The 17,192-nt window shown below is 66.4% G+C and carries 17 protein-coding genes and 2 pseudogenes; 2 read left to right on the top strand and 17 right to left on the bottom strand.

Features of this window, described 5'->3' with window-relative positions; genetic code table 11:
- Positions 1-102: 102 nt before the first annotated feature.
- The 12 genes from CXR02_RS07260 to CXR02_RS07205 all read right to left on the bottom strand — a co-directional run bounded on the left by CXR02_RS07260 (position 103) and on the right by CXR02_RS07205 (position 12,320).
- Positions 103-1,158 carry a DNA polymerase IV gene (locus CXR02_RS07260; RefSeq protein WP_104061508.1) on the bottom strand — a complete coding sequence of 352 codons (1,056 nt, stop codon included), beginning with the start codon at positions 1,156-1,158 and terminating at the stop codon, positions 103-105.
- 95 nt (positions 1,159-1,253) lie between these two features.
- Positions 1,254-1,934, bottom strand: coding sequence for an SDR family oxidoreductase (locus tag CXR02_RS07255; protein ID WP_104061356.1), 681 nt, complete (start codon positions 1,932-1,934; stop codon positions 1,254-1,256).
- Positions 1,934-3,439, bottom strand: coding sequence for an NAD-dependent succinate-semialdehyde dehydrogenase (locus tag CXR02_RS07250; RefSeq protein ID WP_258060859.1), 1,506 nt, complete (start codon positions 3,437-3,439; stop codon positions 1,934-1,936). Before CXR02_RS07250 ends, CXR02_RS07255 begins: the two co-directional genes overlap by 1 nt.
- Positions 3,440-4,627 (bottom strand): iron-containing alcohol dehydrogenase family protein, encoded by a 1,188-nt coding sequence (locus CXR02_RS07245; protein WP_104061355.1) that lies wholly within the window; start codon positions 4,625-4,627, stop codon positions 3,440-3,442.
- A 1-nt stretch (position 4,628) separates the two neighbouring features.
- Entirely contained in the window at positions 4,629-5,627 is a 999-nt protein-coding gene (locus tag CXR02_RS07240) for an NAD(P)-dependent oxidoreductase (RefSeq protein ID WP_104061354.1), read from the bottom strand.
- Positions 5,628-5,652: 25 nt separating this feature from the next.
- Positions 5,653-7,173 carry an aldehyde dehydrogenase gene (locus tag CXR02_RS07235; RefSeq protein ID WP_104061353.1) on the bottom strand — a complete coding sequence of 507 codons (1,521 nt, stop codon included), beginning with the start codon at positions 7,171-7,173 and terminating at the stop codon, positions 5,653-5,655.
- Positions 7,174-7,183: 10 nt separating this feature from the next.
- A complete protein-coding gene (locus CXR02_RS07230; protein WP_104061352.1) occupies positions 7,184-8,287 on the bottom strand; it encodes a mandelate racemase/muconate lactonizing enzyme family protein in 1,104 nt (367 codons plus the stop codon).
- Positions 8,288-8,292: 5 nt separating this feature from the next.
- On the bottom strand, positions 8,293-8,850 hold the full coding sequence (fae, locus tag CXR02_RS07225) for a formaldehyde-activating enzyme (RefSeq protein ID WP_258060858.1): 558 nt from the start codon (positions 8,848-8,850) through the stop codon (positions 8,293-8,295).
- 2 nt (positions 8,851-8,852) lie between these two features.
- Positions 8,853-9,785, bottom strand: a complete 933-nt coding sequence (locus CXR02_RS07220) for a glycine betaine ABC transporter substrate-binding protein (protein ID WP_104061506.1) — start codon at positions 9,783-9,785, stop codon at positions 8,853-8,855.
- A gap of 33 nt (positions 9,786-9,818) precedes the next feature.
- Positions 9,819-10,604 carry an ABC transporter permease gene (locus CXR02_RS07215; protein ID WP_104061350.1) on the bottom strand — a complete coding sequence of 262 codons (786 nt, stop codon included), beginning with the start codon at positions 10,602-10,604 and terminating at the stop codon, positions 9,819-9,821.
- A complete protein-coding gene (locus CXR02_RS07210) occupies positions 10,601-11,662 on the bottom strand; it encodes an ABC transporter ATP-binding protein (protein WP_104061349.1) in 1,062 nt (353 codons plus the stop codon). Before CXR02_RS07210 ends, CXR02_RS07215 begins: the two co-directional genes overlap by 4 nt.
- A complete protein-coding gene (locus CXR02_RS07205) occupies positions 11,655-12,320 on the bottom strand; it encodes an ABC transporter permease (protein ID WP_219816392.1) in 666 nt (221 codons plus the stop codon). The genes CXR02_RS07210 and CXR02_RS07205 overlap by 8 nt, the downstream gene beginning before the upstream one ends.
- Before the next feature lie 140 nt (positions 12,321-12,460).
- Here CXR02_RS07205 and CXR02_RS07200 point away from each other — a divergent pair, with 140 nt between their 5' ends.
- Positions 12,461-13,381: an IclR family transcriptional regulator gene (locus CXR02_RS07200; protein ID WP_258060857.1), complete on the top strand. Its 921-nt coding sequence runs from the start codon at positions 12,461-12,463 to the stop codon at positions 13,379-13,381.
- A 104-nt stretch (positions 13,382-13,485) separates the two neighbouring features.
- Here CXR02_RS07200 and CXR02_RS22860 read toward each other — a convergent pair.
- The 5 genes and pseudogenes from CXR02_RS22860 to CXR02_RS07180 form a co-directional block, all read right to left on the bottom strand.
- Positions 13,486-13,587: pseudogene (locus CXR02_RS22860) on the bottom strand (lipoyl synthase); the annotation flags it as partial.
- Positions 13,588-13,590: 3 nt separating this feature from the next.
- Complete coding sequence (locus tag CXR02_RS07190; protein ID WP_258060856.1) at positions 13,591-14,385, bottom strand: hypothetical protein; 795 nt, start codon at positions 14,383-14,385, stop codon at positions 13,591-13,593.
- A gap of 300 nt (positions 14,386-14,685) precedes the next feature.
- Positions 14,686-15,006, bottom strand: a complete 321-nt coding sequence (locus tag CXR02_RS22570; protein ID WP_146072484.1) for a substrate-binding domain-containing protein — start codon at positions 15,004-15,006, stop codon at positions 14,686-14,688.
- Positions 15,003-15,227: pseudogene (locus CXR02_RS23255) on the bottom strand (hypothetical protein); the annotation flags it as partial. The pseudogene CXR02_RS23255 and the gene CXR02_RS22570, both read right to left, overlap by 4 nt.
- A 14-nt stretch (positions 15,228-15,241) precedes the next feature.
- Positions 15,242-15,634, bottom strand: a complete 393-nt coding sequence (locus tag CXR02_RS07180) for a LacI family DNA-binding transcriptional regulator (RefSeq protein WP_181037151.1) — start codon at positions 15,632-15,634, stop codon at positions 15,242-15,244.
- A gap of 392 nt (positions 15,635-16,026) precedes the next feature.
- Here CXR02_RS07180 and bioB point away from each other — a divergent pair, with 392 nt between their 5' ends.
- A complete protein-coding gene (gene bioB / locus CXR02_RS07170) occupies positions 16,027-17,052 on the top strand; it encodes a biotin synthase BioB (protein ID WP_258060855.1) in 1,026 nt (341 codons plus the stop codon).
- Positions 17,053-17,192 lie beyond the last annotated feature (140 nt).

The following is a 17,192-nucleotide window of genomic DNA, read 5'->3' as shown; positions in this document are numbered from 1 at the left end:
CAACATCCCCGGAATGCCCCGTGACCGGACCGCTTGGACTGGTGCACCCGCACAACCACAGGACGGCGGCCAATAAAACCCAGACGGAACACTTCACCTCACTCACCAACCGCCTCGCGTAGGCGTATGTCCCTTTCGGGCATCGTCGGGCATGGCCATTTCGGCCCGCAGGCCTAGGAGCCGGATCGGACGGCCCGCTTCGATTCCTGCTGCGAGGCCCAAGGCCCGCGCGAGGATTTCCTCCCTGTCGAATGTCTGGGGAATCTTCCTCCCGTGGTTCTTGGTCACGAACGGCGCGTACCGAACCTTCAGAGTCAGCCCAACCACGGGCCGTCCTTCAGCCACAACATCCTCAAGGACACGAGCTGTCAGCTCCCTCACGGCGTCGTACACCTGGGCGGGCTCGGTCAGGTCCCGCTGGAAGGTGGTCTCCCGGCTGTGCCCGCGGGCAACCCACGGAGTATCGTCCACAACGCTGGCGCCGTCCCCGCGTCCGAGCTCCGCGTACCAAGGACCCATCCTGGGGCCAAACTCCGGAACCAGGTTCTGGGGGTCGGAGGCGGCGAGCTCGGCCACTGTATTGATGCCGAGCTTGGCCAGCCGGCCCGACACCTTGGTTCCGACACCCCACAGGTCCATTGTGGGCCGACTGCCCATAACGTCGAGCCAGTTCCCGGCAGTGAGACGGAAGACGCCGGCCGGCTTGCCGAAACCGGTGGCGACCTTGGCTCGGACCAACGTGTCACCGATGCCCACGCTGCAATGCAGCCGCGTTCGCTCCAGGACAGCGGCCTGCACCTGCCGGGCGTAGGCTTCCGGATTCTCTGTCTCAGTGCCCATAAAGGCTTCATCCCAACCCAGCACCTGCACGGTGGCGCCGGGCTGCGCTCGCAGGGTGGCCATCACCGTTTCAGACGCCGCGAGGTAAGCCTCCTGATCGACGGGCAGGATCACAGCGTCGGGCACTTTCCGGGCCGCAATGCGTAAGGGCATTCCGGAACCCACACCGAACGCCCTGGCCTCGTAGGATGCGGTCGATACCACCGCTCGTTCCGTGGGGTCCCCCCGACCGCCGACAATGACCGGCTTCCCCGCAAGCTCCGGCCGCCGGAGCACTTCGACCGCCGCGATGAACTGGTCGAGATCGACATGCAGCACCCACCGGATTCCGCTCACGCCACCAGTCTGCCCTAAACATCCCTGCCAAGCATCGGCCCCCACAGGGCGTGGCCTCTGAGCCCACTGATGGTCGACTAAAAGGCCTGACCCGTGGCCCGTATCGCCACTTCTGAGACGTCGACGCCGGCGGGCTGGGACAAAGCCCAAAGAAACGCCCCGGCCACGGATTCAGGTGCGATGGCGGCGTCGGGCGCTTCCGTCCACAGCGGCGTGTCCACATGGCCCGGGGCAATGTGCAGTACGCGGACCCCGGTGCCCACGACCTGCTGGCGGAGCGATTCCGCGTAGCCGGTGACAGCCCATTTGGTGGCGGTGTACAGATTGCCCGGATACACCTTGCGGCCGGCCGTGCTGCCCATCAGCACGAAGTGGCCGCGGTTGGTGATGAGCTCCGGGAGCGCAGCCTTCGCCAGGACTGCCGGGCCGTAGACGTTGGTGAGCACCATGTCCCGCCAGCGCTCCGGGTCGCCGTCCGCCAGGTCGCCGGGAGCCGAGAACCCGGCATTGGCCACCGCGACGTCGAGGCCGCCCATAGTTTCCACCGCGGCCGCCACGGCGACGCGGGTCTGGTCCCAGTCCCCTGCGTCGGCCACAGAGCCGTGGACAGGCCCGAGGCCCGAACACGACTCAAGGAACTCCGCCAGCCTCCCGGCGTCGCGCCCTGTGGTGAACACGGCGTGCCCGGAGCGGAGGGACTCGCGGACCAGGGCGGCTCCGATCCCGCTGGTGCCGCCCGTGACGAGTATGCGAAGCATCAGGACGGGTCCGCGATTCCGATGTACCGGGTCTCCAGGTATTCCTCGATGCCCTCCGTACCGCCTTCGCGGCCCAGGCCGGACTGCTTGACGCCGCCGAACGGGGCCGCCGGGTTGGACACAATTCCGGTGTTCAGGCCGAACATCCCCACGTCCACCTTTTCGGAGAGCCGCAGCCCTCGGTTGAGGTCGCGGGTGTAGGCGTAGGCCACCAGGCCGAACTCCGTGTCGTTGGCCGAGGCGATCGCCTCGGCTTCGGTCCGGAAACTCACGATGGGAGCCACCGGACCGAACACCTCCTCCTGCAGGATGCGGGCCGTGGCGGGCACATTGGTGAGTACCGTGGGCGGGTAGAAGTATCCGGCACCGTCCGACGGCGCTCCGCCGGTGAGTGCCGTGGCTCCCCCGGCGACCGCGTCCTGGACCAGTTCGTCCACCTTCGCCCGGCTCTTGGCATCGATCAGCGGCCCGATGTTGGTGCCTTCCGCCGATCCCCGGCCCAGCTTCAGGGACGCCATCCGTTCCGCGAGGCGCCGGCCGAACTCGCCCAGCAGCGATTCATGCACGATAAAGCGGTTGGCAGCGGTGCAGGCCTCGCCCATGTTCCGCAGCTTGGCCAGCATGGCGCCGTCCAGGGCAGCGTCGAGGTCTGCGTCCTCGAATACCAGGAAAGGAGCATTGCCGCCGAGTTCCATGGAGGTCCGCAGCACCTGGTGGGCGGAGTCGGCGATGAGTTGCCGACCCACGCCGGTGGATCCGGTGAAGGAGAGCTTGCGGAGGCGGCTGTCCCGGATCAGGGGTCCAGTCACCTCGCCCGGACGCGTGGTGGGAATGACGTTCAGGACGCCGGCAGGCAGGCCGGCTTCCCGGAAGACTTCGGTGAGCAGGAGCGCCGTCAACGGGGTCAGGTTGGCGGGCTTGAGCACCATGGTGCAGCCGGCCGCGATGGCCGGGGCGATCTTGCGGGTGGCCATGGCCAGCGGGAAGTTCCACGGCGTGATGAACAGGCACGGGCCCACGGGGCGCTTGGTGACCAGTAGCCGGGACTTACCGTCCGGTGCCGTGGAGTAGCGGCCGGAGATGCGGACGGCTTCTTCAGAGAACCAGCGCAGGAACTCGGCGCCGTAGGCCACTTCGCCGCGGGATTCGGCCAGGGGTTTGCCCATTTCCAGGGTCATGGCCAGGGCGAAGTCGTCCGCCCGGGCGGTGACCAGTTCGAAGGCGCGGCGCAGGATCTCGCCGCGTTCGCGCGGCGGCGTCGCCGCCCAGGAATCCTGGACCCGGGCCGCGGCGGCAAGGGCGCAGTCGCCGTCGGCCGGGGAGGCGTCGGCGATCTCCGCCAGGGTGGCGCCGGTGGAGGGATCCTCGACGGCGGACGTGGCGCCGTCGGACGCGCCCGTCCACTCGCCGTCGATGAACAGCTGCGTCGGCAGTGTCGCGAGGAACTCCCGCTCTTTGTCGGTCACGGACGTTTCGGCCAGGGCGGGGGCAAGGGTGTTTTCCACTTAGAGCGCTTTCTCGAGGATGGTGCGGATTTCGACGGCGGTGGGCGGCACCGGGGTGTTGTTGATGACGGCGTCGGCCAGGGTGTCCTCCACCAGCGAGTCGAGGTCCGCTGCAGTAACGCCGAAATCGGCCAGCCGTGCGGTCATGCCCACTTCGCGGGCCAGGGCGGCGACGGCGGCGACGGCTGCCTCCGCGTTCGTCCCCGTAGTGGCTGCGGTGTCCCCCACGCCCAGCGCGAAGGCGAGGCGGGCGGTCCGGTCCAGGCGGTTGCGGAGGTTCAGCCGCAGCACGTCTTCGATCACCAGGCAGAGGGCCAGGCCGTGCGGGATGTTGAAGCGGCCGCCCAGCGGGTGGGCGATAGCGTGCACCAGGCCCAGGCCGGTGTGGGAGAAGCCGACGCCGGCAATGTGGGACGCCAGAAGCAGCTGGGACCGGGCTTCGATGTCGGTCCCGTCAGCCACGGCGCGGGGCAGGAATTCGGCCACCATGGACACCACCTGCAGGGCGATGCCGTCGGAGTAGGGGTTCTGCCGGATGGAGGAGTACGACTCGACCGCGTGCGTCAGGGCGTCCATGCCGGTGGCGGCCGTGGCTTTCGGCGGCAGGCCCAGGGTCAGCTCCGGGTCCAGGACCGCGGCCTTGGGCAGCGCGGATTCGTGACCCACGTAGAACTTGCGGTGGGCTTCGACGTCAGTGACCACACCGAAGGCGTTGACCTCGGCGCCGGTGCCGGCCGTCGTCGGGACCGCCACGATGGGCAGCGCCGGGTTTGCGAACTGGTTGCTGTAGTCCAGGCCGGCCCCGCGGGCCGGGTTCACGGCGCCCAGGGAGATTCCCTTGGCCGCATCCATGGATGAGCCTCCGCCCACCGGGACCAGGACGTCCACGCCGGATTCCGCGGCCAGGTCGGAGCCGGCGTCCACGCACGTGGTGGTGGGGTTGGGGGTGACGCCGTCGAACACGGTGACCGAGAGTCCCGCGGCCTCGAGCGAGGTGCGGACTGCTGACACCACATCGGTGGTGGCGAGGAACGGGTCCGTGACGATCAGGGCCGATTTGGCGCCGAGCGAGGCCACGATGCCGCCCACCTCGGCCACCCGGCCGCGGCCAAAGTACGCGGTGGGTTTGGGGTCCAGGGTCAGTTCGGTGGAGGCGAGCTCCGCGTGGATCTGCATCCGGGTGTGCATGTCAGGCTCCTTCTGCCGGGGTGGCCTCGGTGGCGGCTGCGGTCCGCAGCTGCACGCCGATGGCGTCTTCGTAAAGTTTCACGGGGGTCATTTCGCCGGCATTGTCGCCGTAGAGGGCCTTGGCCCGGCGGTAGAGCTGCTCCACCAGGGAGGACAGTTCCACCGGAACACCCACCGAGCGGGCCAGGTCCACGGAGAGTCCCAGGTCCTTGCACGCGAGGGCGATCGCGAAGCCTTCGTCGTAGTCCCCGTGGTTGAGGATGGACAGGACATCGTTTTCGACGAAGTTGGAATTGGCCGGGCTGGCGATGAGGGCCTGGCGGAGGACTTCGAGGTCCACGCCGGCTTTGACGCCGGTGCTCAGGACCTCGGCGGTGGCCACGAGGTGGGAGAACCACAGCTGGTTGATCATGAGTTTCACGGCGTAGCCGGCGCCGTGGCCGCCCACGTGCAGGATCCGTTCGGGGTCGCCCATGGCTTCGAACACCAGTCGGAGGCGTTCGACGTCGGTGCTCTCGCCGCCGACGAAGATCTGCAGCATGCCGTTCGCAGCGCCCACTGACATGCCGCTGACGGGGGCGTCCAGGACGCGGATGCCGCGGGCGGCGCCGGCCTCACGGACGCGGTTGGCCACCTCGGGGACGGAAGTGGACATGTCCACCCAGGTGCCGCCATCGGGCAGTCCGTCCAGGATGCCGCCCGGCGCGAGGGCCACCGTCTCGACGTGCTTGGGCGTGGGCAGCATGGTGATGACGACGTCGGAGCCGGCGGCGACGGCCGCGGCGCTGTCCGCCCACTCGGCGCCGTTGGCGAGGAGTTCCGCGGCGGATTCCTTGCGGACGTCGTTGACGATCAACTGGAAGCCGGCGGCCTGCAGGTTCCGGGTCATGCCGGAGCCCATGTTGCCCAGGCCGATGAAGCCGATGCGGGCGGTTCCGGGCAGCAGGGGCGCTTGTGCTGGTGCCGCGGCGGCGGAGAGGGTGTGGGTTGTTGCAGTCATTTGTGGGGGTCTCGCTTCCGGGAGGTCAGGCGTCGTCCAGGGCTGCGTCGCCCAGGTTGATCCAGGTGGTTTTGAGGGCGGAGTAGGCGTCCAGGGCGTGCAGCGAGCGGTCCCTGCCGAAGCCGGATTCCTTGAATCCGCCGAAGGGTGTGATGATGTCCGCGACGTCGAAGGTGTTCACCCAGACGGTCCCGGCGCGCAGTTCGCGCGCCGCCGTGTGGGCCTTGGTGATGTCCTGGGTCCAGACGCTCGCGGCGAGCCCGTATTTGGTGTCGTTGGCCATCCGGACTCCCTCGGCGGCACCGCGGAACGTGCTCACGGCCAGGACGGGTCCGAAGATTTCCTCCTGGCCGATGCGCCCGGCGTTGTTGACGCGGTCCAGGACCGTGGGCTCCAGGTAGAAGCCGTTTTCGACGCCGGCCGGCCGGACCCTCGTACCGCCAGTGGCGACGCTGATGCCTTCGGATTCGGCGATTCCGTAGTAGCCCAGGATGTTCTCAAGCTGCCGGTCATCGATGATGGCGCCGACCTGCGTGGCGGGGTCCAGGGGGTCGCCGAGCTGGAGCGAGCGGCCCACCTTGATGACCTCTTCGAGCAGTTCGTCGTGCACGCGTTCGTCGACCAGCAGGCGGGAGCCGCCGTGGCAGGTCTGACCGGCGTTGTAGAAGATGCCCCAGGCGACGGCGGACGCGCACGCGGCGATGTCGCCGACGTCGTGCAGCACCACCTGCGGCGACTTGCCGCCGAGTTCCAGGGCCACCTGCTTGCCGTTGGATTCGGAGGCGTAGCGCTGGAAGTACCGGCCCACCTCCGGGGACCCGGTGAAGGTGATCTTGTCCACCAGCGGGTGGCGACCTAGGGCGGCGCCGGCCACTTCGCCGAGGCCGGGGACCACGTTGAAGACGCCGTCGGGGACGCCAGCCAAGGTGGCCAGTTCGGCGAGGCGGAGGGCGCTGAGGCTGGTCTGCTCGGACGGCTTGAGGACCACGGAGTTGCCGGCGGCGAGGGCGGGGGCCACTTTCCAGGCGGTGATGATCAGCGGGTAGTTCCAGGGCACCACGGCGCCGATCACGCCCAGCGGTTCCCGGGAAATGATCGCGAGGGCGTTGCGCGGGGTGGGCGCGACGTCGTCGTAGACCTTGTCCAGGGCTTCGGCGTACCAGCGGAACGTGCGGGCGCAGCTGGGGACGTCGACGCCGAGGGCGTTGCTGATCGGGTGGCCGCTGTCGGTGGATTCGAGCAGTGCGAGTTCCTCGAGATTTTCGAGAATCAGGTCGGCGAGCCGGGTAAGGACCTGCTGGCGGTGGCGCCGGTCGGTCCGCGACCAGGCACCGGATTCGAAGGCCCGGTGGGCCGCCTGGACGGCGTCGTCCACGTCCTGCCCACCCGCGGCCGCCACGTGGGCGGTGACCGAACCGTCCCGCGGCGACACCGTGGGGAAGGTGTCGCCGTTGCGGGCGTCCCGGAAACCGCCGTCGATGTACAGTCCCGTGGCCGGGCGCTGGGCGGCGGCCCGTGCGATCCAGTCGTTCTTTGTTGCTGTCATTGCCTGTTCCTTAGACCGAGTATTTCTTGACGGCGTCGTAGTCGATGACGGCGCCCAGGCCCGGCAGGTCCGGAACCCGCAGCGAACCGTCGCTGTCGATGTCCAGCGGCTCCATGAAGAAGTCGCGGCGCTCCGGGGTCCAGCCGGGCGGATCATAGGGGAACTCCAGATAGGGTCCGGCGTCCACGCCGGCAGCCACGTGCAGGTTCGCCAGCAGGCCGAGGCCGTTGCTCCAGGTGTGCGGGGTGAAGAAGCGGTGTTTGAGGTTAGCGGTTTCGGCCACCTGGCGCGCCCGGTACATGCCCACGGCCAGCGCCACGTCGGGCTGGTAGATGTCGTAGGCGTCGGCTTCGATCAGGGCCATCATTTCGCCCATGCTGCGGACCATTTCGCCGCCGGACACCTGGATGCCTGTCTGTTCGCGCACCCGCTGCGCGCCCCTGATGTCGGCCTGCGGGAGCGGCTCTTCCAGCCAGCGGACGTCGAGTTCGGCCAGCTGGGAGGCCAGCCGGTGGACCTTGGCGAGTTCCAGCGCCGGTTCGATGTCCCCGCTCATGCGCCACATCTGGTTCAGGTCCACCATGAGGTCGAAGCCGCTGCCTACGGCTTCGCGGGCGGCGCGGACGGATTCGACGCCTTCTTCGAGGCGGTCGCGGGAGATGCGGATTTTCATGGCCTTGAAGCCGCGGTCCTGGGCTGCGAGCGCCGACTCGGCACGGGCGGCCGGGGCCTTCAATTCCCCGGAGGATGCGTAGGCCACCAGCCGGTCGCGGGCACCGCCGAACAGGGTGGCAACCGGGAGGCCAGCCACTTTGCCGATGATGTCCCAGAGCGCTGCTTCGAGGGGCCAGTAGCGGCCGCCGTGGAAGTTGATCGTTTCGATCCGGCGGACCTGGTTGAGGATGGCCATCGGGTCGGTGCCGATGAACAGGTGCTCGTAGGCTTCGAATCCGTCCATCGTGTCGCCGGAGCCGACGCCGGTGATGCCTTCGTCCGTCTCCACCTCCACCAGCGTGGCCGGGAACGAGGTGCGGGGCTCCGGGTCCCAGGCGGCGTTGAACGGCGGGTCCAGCGGCAGGACCATGCGGGTCAGCCGGATTGCGGTGATCTTCATTGCTGTCAGCCTCGCGGGGTGAAGAAGGGATTGGACGGGGAGTTGCGTGCCTCGATCACTGCCGCGGTGGAGGGCAGGTGCCGGGCACCGTTTTCCAGTGCGGTACGGGCGGATTCGCGGTTGTTGCGGTAAACGGCGTCTTCGTCGTCGGCGGAGGGGTTGACCCAGACGGCGGCGATCACCACGTGGGAGTCGGCCTGCTCTTCGGTGACGGCGCCGTTGGCCAGGGCGTCCGCGACGCCGGCGGCGATGCCGGCCTGGGCGGCGCCCCAGATCAGGAGGCCGTGCTGGTCGCTGGCGGGGGCGGCCTTGGTGACGAAGAGCGTCAGTGGCTTGACCGGGAGGGACGGACGGAGGACGGTGACGAACGGGACGTGGCCCGCGCTGGGTGTGGCGAGTGCTGTGGCCCATGCGGTGCCGGCGGGACCGTTGCGGTGGCCCAGGACGGTGTTGACGTGGGCTGCGTTGACGCCGTCGCCGATGAACGATTCGCCGATCTGGACATCTGTCTGGTCCCGAGGAAGCACCTGGGCCTGGTCAACGGTCTGTGTTTGGGTGGTCACGGTTAGATCAGTCCTTCGGATTCGAGCCATGCCTTGGCGATTTCGTCCGGATCGTCGCCGTCGACGTCGGCCTTGGCGTTGAGCTGCTGCATGACCTCGGTGGTGAGCTTCGGGGAGACCTTGGCCATGATGTCGGCGATGGCCGGGTACTTGGCCAGGACGTCAGCCTTGATGGTCAGGGCGCCCTGGTAGATAGGGAAGAAGTGCTTGTCATCCTCCATTACCTGAAGCTTGAGAGCCGCGAGACGGCCGTCCGTTTCGAAGACTTCGCCGAAGTTGCAGTCCTGGCCCTTCTGGGTGGCGGTGTAGATGACGCCGGTGTCCAGCATGGAGACCTTCGCCTCCGGGCTCAGCCCGTACTCCTTCTGCAGTCCCGGCCAGCCGTCGTCGCGGGTGGAGAATTCGCTCTCCAGGCAGAATGTCTGCTCCTTTGCCGGGAGTTTGGCGACGTCGGAGAGGGATTTGATGTTCAGTTCCTTGGCTTTGTCTTCCCGGATAGCGAAGGCATAAGTGTTGTTGAGCGGCGCGGGGTCCAGCCAGGCGATGCCCTTTTTGGCGTCGGCGGCCTTGACGGCGTCGAACATCTCCTTCTTGTCCTTCAGCGGGGTGGTCTGCTTGTTGTAGGTGATCCAGGACGTACCTGTGTACTCCCAGTAACCGGCGAACTGCCCCGTTTCAAAGGCGGTGCGGACGTTGGCCGAGCCCACCACGCTGGTGTTGGTGGTGGTTTCGGCGCCGTGGGCGTTAAGCACCTGGCTGGTGATGTGGGACAGGATGAACTGCTCGGAGAAGTCCTTGGCTCCGAAGACGCCGGTCAGTCCCGCGAGCTCCTTGCCTTTGCCGTCGCTGGTGGATGAGGTGGCGGAGCCGCAGGCGGTGAGGCCCAGCGCGGCGACGACGCCGGCGGCCAGGAGGGCGAGAACGGGTTTCTTCATGATGGGGTCCTTTGTTGTGATGGGAAGCAAGGGTCAGGTGCCTTTGGGCTTGAGGAGGTCCTCGGCGAGGCCGGCAAGCCAGTCGATGGTGAGGGCGATGCAGGAGACCACCACGGCGCCGGTGATCAGGACCGGCCAGCGCTGGAGTTTGAGGCCGTTGACGATCATGTCGCCCAGGCCGCCGGCGTTGATGAAAGTGGCAACGGTGGCAACGCCCACACAGAAGACCAGGGCGGTGCGCAGCCCGGCCACGATCACGGGGATGGCCAGCGGCAGTTCGATCCGGGTGAGGACCTGCAGCGGGCGCATGCCCATTCCCCGGGCGGCTTCGGTAAGGCTTGAATCGACCTGTTCCAGGCCCACGAGGGTGTTCCGCAGGACAGGGAGGATGGAGTAGGCCACCAGTCCCACGAGTGCCACTTCGAAACCGAGTTTCCACACGATGGCGAGCAGGATCACGAGTCCGATGGCCGGCGTGGACTGGCCGATGTTGGCGATTCCGAAGACGACGGCGTGCACGGCTTTTGAATGAACCCGGCTCAGGGCGATGCCGGCGGGGATGGCGATCGCGGCCACGATCGCCGAGGCAACCACGGTCAGCCTCAGGTGCTCGGATGTCCGGTCCTGCAGGTATTGCCAGTTCAGGGTCCGCAGCTCGATGGAGTCCAGCGAGAGGGAGGATATCCACAGGAAGAGGGCCAGCAGTGCCGCGGCAATAACGATCGGGGTGCCGAACCGCTTGAAAGAAAAGTATCTTCCGCGGCGGTTGGACGCTGTTCCGAACGCTGTGGACAGGTCCCGGGTTGCCTGGGCCGTCATGGCCTGCCCCCGGCTGCAAGGACTCCGCCGGTCAGGGGCTCACCGCCCAGGCTTCCACGGGTGAGCGCAGGGATTTCGGCGCCCAGAACGGCCGAGATTCGCTCGATGTCAATGGAGCCCACCACGCGGCCCTGCCCGTTGACCACTGCCACCGGTGTTCCGCCGGAGAGGACCAGGGAATCTAGGGCGTCACGGAGGGAGTCGTTGATGCTGACTTCAATGGCTCCGCGGACGGGGACGTTGGGTCCCAGGGCCGCCTGATGGACGGGGATGAGGCCGAGGCGTTTCAGGGCGGCGCCGTGGCCCACAAACTGGGAGACGTAATCGTTGGCGGGGTTGGCCAGGATGTTCGCCGGAGTGTCGAACTGCTCGATCTGGGAGCGTTCGGAAAGCACGGCGATCCGGTCCCCGAGCCGGACTGCCTCATCGAAGTCGTGGGTGACAAAAACGATGGTTTTGCTCAGTTTTTCCTGCAGCCGCAGGAATTCGGTCTGCAGTTTTTCACGCGTGATGGGGTCCGTGGCGCCGAAGGGCTCGTCCATGAGCATGACGGGAGGATCGGCGGCGAGGGCACGCGCCACACCGACGCGCTGCTGCTGGCCGCCCGAGAGCTGCCTGGGGTAGCGGGACGCGTACGTTTTGGGGTCGAGTTCGACGACGGAGAGGAGCTCTTCGACGCGGGCCTGGGTCTTGTTCCTGTCCCAGCCGAGCAGCCTGGGGACCACGGAGATGTTCTCGGCAATCGTCATGTGCGGGAACAGCCCGATCTGCTGGATCACGTAGCCGATCCGGCGACGGAGTTCGTTCGGGTTCAGGGACAGGATGTCTTCGCCGTCGATGGTGATGGACCCGGACGTGGGCTCGATGATGCGGTTGATCATCTTCATGGTGGTGGTCTTGCCGCAGCCGGACGGTCCCACGAACATGATCAGCTCGCCGGGCGCAATGTCCATGGAGAAGGAGTCGACGGCGGGGCCTGCCTGGCCCGGGTAGGTCTTGGTAACGTCTTTCAGGACGATCCGGGCGCCGGCGGCCGGACGGGAGATTGGTTCAGACACGAAGTCCCCTTGAGGTAGTGAGGCGGCGGATGAGCACAAACGCTCCATCCAGCAGGAGTGCAAGGACGATCACGCCGACTGTGCCGACGATCGCGAAATTGAGGGCGTTCTTGGAGCCGAGGCTGGACAGGCCCTTGAAGATCATTTCGCCCAGGCCGGGGCCACCAACGTAGGCCGCAATGGCGGCGATTCCCATGGAAAGCTGCGCGGAAACCCGCACACCGGTGAGGACAACGGGCCAGGCCATGGGCAGCTGGACGCGGAAGAGGGTTTTGACCCTGCCCATGCCCATGCCTAGGGCGGATTCAGACACGGCGGGCGGTACTTCACGCAGCCCCACCACGGTGTTACGGATGATGGGGAGCAGTGCGTAGAACGCGAGACCCACCACCGTGGGCGTCCAGCCAAGTCCAAGGACCGGGATAAGGATTGCCAGCAAGGCCATGGACGGGATGGTCAGGCCCACGCCCGCTCCGGCAATGGCGACCGAGCGGAAAATCGGCTTGTCCCAGACAAGCACTCCGATGCCGACACCGACTACCGTGGCGATCAGCAGGGAAACCAAAACGACCACAAGGTGCTCGGTGGCGGATTCGGCGATGTCTGCCGATCTCTTCGTGAGGAACGTTCCGAAGTCCGAGATGAACGAGTCGTTCAACGTGATCCTCCTTTTCACTTCGTCGGGTCAAGGATCGTGGCTTACATCTGCGTGAGCCATGCCACAACCGTAGATCCGCAGTTCCCTTTTGCGCAATGCAAGTTGTTGATATGTCAACGCAGTGTTGTTATGGTCATCATGTGACTGACTCTTTGAACGGTGCAAACGGCGCCCCTGAAACGACTGCCCGCCCCGCGCGCCGCAACTCCTCTGGGCTCAGGCGCGACCTGGAACTGCTGGAAATCCTCGGTTCACCCGAGGCCGCCGCCGCCTCGGGCCTGGGCGTGAGCAAGGTCGCCGAAATTGCCGGCCGTGACAAGGCCCAGGTTTCCCGCACCTTGGCCACGCTTGCTGAAGCCGGCTTGGTGAATCGTGATCCTGAGAGCCTGCTCTACAGCCTCGGATACGGGCTCTATGCCTTGGCCGCCAGAACGGCCGAAGCTCGCATGGTGGCCGCCGCAGCCCCCTTCTTGAAACGTGTGTCGGCCGCGACGCATGAAACGACGCACCTGTGCGTGCTGCGCGGCGGAACGGTGCTGACACTCAAGAGCGAGATGTCCAACCACACTTACCGCGCCCTGGGATGGGAAGGCGTCAGCGTCGACGCTTGGGGAACCTCCGCCGGCAGGGTTCTCGTCAGCGACTGGGACCGCACCGCTCTCCGTGACTGGTATGACACACACGAGGCCAAGATCGCGGGTGAGCGAGGAGCGCCACAGCAGGAACTGTCGCCCCTGGCGCTGGAGGCAGGTCAGGGGCCGGCAACTGGACACATTCCGTCCAAAATCAAGTCGTTTAATGACCTTTGCCAAGAGATCGCCCTCATTCGGCGGCGCGGATATGCCGTCGTGGATGAAGAATTCGAGCTTGGCGTTGTCGGCGTCTCAGCACCGGTGTACGACTTCAAGCAGCGAATTGTTGCCGCCTTCAACGTCAGCGCCCCCAAACAGCGATTCGGCCGTCATCTCGAACAGGCAGGAGCCCTCGCCGCCAAAGTCGCCATGGAATTTTCCACAACGCTGGGTGCGCCATCCGAGTCAGCCGTAAGGCCACCCAGATAGGGGGCCGCGGAGTGTGGAAAACCCGGCGAGCCGTATCCAGGGTTGATTTCAAGTTGGCCTCCCTGGAACGGCGGGTTCGGCTCGACTCCAGTTGGCTAGAACTGTTGGACCGTCGTCTTGATCCACTCCGGCTTCCACTCCACGCGTACTGCAGAGTTGCGCTGCTCAACGCGCAGCAGGTTCCTGCCTTGTGGTGCCAGCGGCACTCCTCAGGCAATCACGTTGAGCGTGAGTTCTGCGGCGCCGAGGAAGAGTGCCAGAACCGACGTGCCAAGCCCAGCCACCAGAAGCAGGCCGGGGTGGGCGAGACCCACCACAACGCGCCGGAGTTGGGGCGAATGCCGCAGGAATCTCTTGGGCAGCCGCGAATCTTGCGGGTTCTGGCGCCAGCCGCGGAGACGGCGCAGGAACCACGCACAGCGCACAATAAGCGCCATCCACAACACCGAGACAACCAGGGGAACCGCCGCCAGGAGCAGGTTGAACCCCAACGACGTCACGGCTCGCTCGGAGTTCCCGGCCAGTGCCTGCACCGTTGTGGAAATCGAGGCGCTAGCCACCACAGAGAGTCCCCACACCATGAACGCAGCCGTCAGCGCGAGGAACCGGACAAAGAAGTGCGCGAGCACCGATTCTTTCTGGGGCTTGAGGTACCGGCGCGGGGTCGCATGGAGCACGGCCACTGTGCAGGCCAGTGTGGGCAGGGCAGCCATCCCCACAAGCACGTACCAGGTCCAGCCAGCCAGGTCCACGAATTCGTCAACGATGATCAGCAACGCCCAGAAACCCGTCCACGCCCAGCCTGCATGGAGCGGATTCCGGACAAGCCAGGCGGGCAGCCGCTGAGGCAGCCGGACAGGCGGCGCGATAGAGGGCCGGGAAGCAGGATTCCGGACTGTCCTATTTGCGGGCGCAACACCAGCCGGACCGACGCCGGCTGGGCCGTCCGGCAGGGCACCTGCCTTGGCGTCCGGCGGGTTTTGTTCACCGCTAGCCATGCTCATGGGCTCACTGTAGCAATGCGGGGGCGGGCCCGCCGTCGTCCGTCCGCGCGGTTAGGTATCAAGGCCTGGTCCATGACTGCGGCCGACGCGGCGGGTCCTCGGCAGCTATCGGTTACGACAGGCAGCGTCTCACAGACTTCGGCGGTCCAAGCCAGGATAGCGCGGAGGGTCGGTGATAGGTCAAGGTGGTGCGGGGTGCCGGTGAGGCCCGGTCAGGGGTGGCCTGCGGGAGGTCCAGCGGACTCGCGGATCACGAGTTCCACCGGGAGGGTGAAATGCCTGGGGCTCTCATCCCGGCCTTCAGGGGCCTGGACAAGACGCTCCACGCCCCTGCGCGGTTTCCTGGAAATCCGCCCGCACGGTGGTGAGCGGCGTGTGAAGGAAGGCGGAGGCGTCCGCGTCATCGAAGCCGATAACGCTGACATCGCCGGGGACCGACAGGCCTGAGCGTTCCACTGCGTGGATCGCCCCGACCGCCATCTTGTCATTGGCCACAAATACTGCTGTTGGCTTTTCTGCTTCAAGGAGCCGGAGCATCTGGGCGTAGCCTGACGCCGGCGTCCAGTCACCATAAACGGGCTCGACGGCGGGCGCCCCTCTGCCTCGAGGGTTTCCTGCCACCCCCGCACGCGCTGCCGGGCTGCTGCCCACGACGGATCGCCGGCAACGTGATGAACAGTGCGATGGCCCAGCGACAGGAGGTGCCTGACCGCCTGGCGCGCCCCGTCCACTTCGTCAGGTCCGACGACGATTTCCTCGGCACTGTGCCTGCTGTCCGGGAAATCGATACTCAAAAGCGGAACACCCGCCGGGGCGTGAATTCCCAGGTCGTAGGTATCCACGGGTTCGGAGAGAATCAGGCCGTCGATCCCCTGCTTATGAGCTGGGCAATCGCGTGCTGGATATCGTAGCCCTCGTCGGGCTGCGTGCGCACGATGGCCAACGAGTAGCCTTGCTGCCGGACCGCTTTCTCCACGCCGTCCAAAATGGCGGACGGGCCGGAGAGCGCCGTGCTGGCAGCAATCATCCCGATGCGGCGGGTCCTCTTGCTTGCGAGCGCCCGCGCCGACCCGTTCGGCTGGTGTCCGAGCTCCTCAATGGCAACTCGGACAACATCGCGGACGCTGATGCTGACATGCGGTTCATCATTGACCACCCTGGAAACAGTCTTCAAGGAGACGCCGGCAAGTCGAGCGACGTCGGACATCGAAACAGCCGCTGGGCGGCGTTCACGGCTGGCAGACTCCACGATTATTCCTTCCATTGACAGCGCTGTCAGTGATGACGCTCGTACTCAGCGAGGGAAGCGAACGTGTCGAAGATGAGCGTGCCGTGCGCGCTGAGGATATCCAACCACCGCTCAGCAAGGGAACGGAACTTATCCCCCGCTGGCGGAGCACTGTCGCGATGTCAGCCGGTCAGCGATGCTACGGTCCAGCCTGGACAGATCGGCCACCATCACCACATTGCCCGGCTGCAGGTAGTCAAGACATTCCGTCCAACGTCCCCTCGCTTGGGTATTGGTCCTTCTAATTTCAGGTTCACCACGTTGTTGGAACCCGACAAAATCTCGCTTGTAACTGGGAACTAGCGTTTCTTCCGAGGCATTATCCGCAGCTATGCACCCCCAAAGGACTATCGATGACGATGCAGCCAGAGCTCCAGGCCAACCCCGGCCCCATCCTCGAGACCGCCCGGAAGCAGGTTCTGGAGCAGGGCATCGGACTCTCCGAAAGCCAGCTGGTGGAAATCCTCAGGCTGCCGGACCAGGATCTGCCCGCAGCCCTGCAACTGGCCCACGAGGTGCGGCTCAGGCACTGCGGCGAGGATGTCGAGGTGGAGGGCATCATCTCCATCAAGACCGGTGGCTGCCCCGAGGACTGCCACTTCTGCAGCCAGTCCGGCCTGTTCGACTCGCCCGTCCGCGGCGTCTGGCTCGACATTCCTGAGCTGGTCAAGGCCGCCAAGGAGACCGCCGCAACGGGAGCCACCGAATTCTGCATCGTCGCCGCCGTGCGCGGTCCGGACATCAAGCTCATGAACCAGATCAAGTTCGCCATCGACCGGATCAACGAAGCAGTGGACATCAACATCGCCTGCTCGTTGGGCATGCTGACACAGCGGCAGGTGGACCAGCTCGCCAGCTGGGGCGTCCACCGCTACAACCACAACCTCGAAACCGCCCGCAGCTACTTCCCCGAAGTCGTCACCACCCACAGCTACGAGGAGCGCCTCGACACCTGCAACATGGTCAAGGCCGCCGGCATGGAACTGTGCTGCGGCGCCCTGATCGGCATGGGCGAATCCCTGGAACAACGCGCGGAACTCGCCGCCCAGCTCGCGGCCCTCGAACCCCACGAAGTCCCGCTGAACTTCCTCAACCCCCGCCCCGGAACCCCGCTGGAAAACCAGGGCATCATGGACGGCAAGGACGCCCTCCGCGCCATCGCCGCGTTCCGGCTGGCGATGCCCCGCACCGTGCTCCGCTACGCCGGCGGACGGGAGCTGACCCTCGGCGACCTCGGAACCAAGGCAGGCCTCATGGGCGGCATCAACGCCGTCATTGTCGGCAACTACCTGACCACCCTGGGCCGCCCGGCAGACGCCGACCTGAACCTGCTCGTCGAGCTGAACATGCCCATCAAGGAACTCCAGAAGACACTATGATCCCCAACCGCCCCCTAACCCCGCAAGCTCGGCCAGGGAACCCTGCGGTCGTGGCCCCAGCCTCGACGAGCTTAACCACCGGCGATCCAGCAACCGCAACCACGGCTGAGTTCTGCGGGCACTGCGGTGAACCTTCCGAC

The organism is Arthrobacter sp. 4R501 (assembly GCF_002929755.1).
Taxonomy (GTDB): Bacteria; Actinomycetota; Actinomycetes; order Actinomycetales; family Micrococcaceae; genus Arthrobacter.
Note: the sequence above shows the minus strand (reverse complement) of the source record. Positions and strands in the feature narration are given on the sequence as shown.

Excerpts from the sequence above, each read along its gene's own strand:
- CXR02_RS07255 (WP_104061356.1), bottom strand. The coding sequence starts at position 1,934 with ATGCTTCGCATACTCGTCACGGGCGGCACCAGCGGGATCGGAGCCGCC.
- CXR02_RS07245 (WP_104061355.1), bottom strand. The coding sequence starts at position 4,627 with ATGCACACCCGGATGCAGATCCACGCGGAGCTCGCCTCCACCGAACTG.
- CXR02_RS07240 (WP_104061354.1), bottom strand. The coding sequence starts at position 5,627 with ATGACTGCAACAACCCACACCCTCTCCGCCGCCGCGGCACCAGCACAA.
- CXR02_RS07235 (WP_104061353.1), bottom strand. The coding sequence starts at position 7,173 with ATGACAGCAACAAAGAACGACTGGATCGCACGGGCCGCCGCCCAGCGC.
- CXR02_RS07230 (WP_104061352.1), bottom strand. The coding sequence starts at position 8,287 with ATGAAGATCACCGCAATCCGGCTGACCCGCATGGTCCTGCCGCTGGAC.
- CXR02_RS07220 (WP_104061506.1), bottom strand. The coding sequence starts at position 9,785 with ATGAAGAAACCCGTTCTCGCCCTCCTGGCCGCCGGCGTCGTCGCCGCG.
- CXR02_RS07215 (WP_104061350.1), bottom strand. The coding sequence starts at position 10,604 with ATGACGGCCCAGGCAACCCGGGACCTGTCCACAGCGTTCGGAACAGCG.
- CXR02_RS07190 (WP_258060856.1), bottom strand. The coding sequence starts at position 14,385 with ATGAGCATGGCTAGCGGTGAACAAAACCCGCCGGACGCCAAGGCAGGT.
- bioB (WP_258060855.1), top strand. The coding sequence starts at position 16,027 with ATGACGATGCAGCCAGAGCTCCAGGCCAACCCCGGCCCCATCCTCGAG.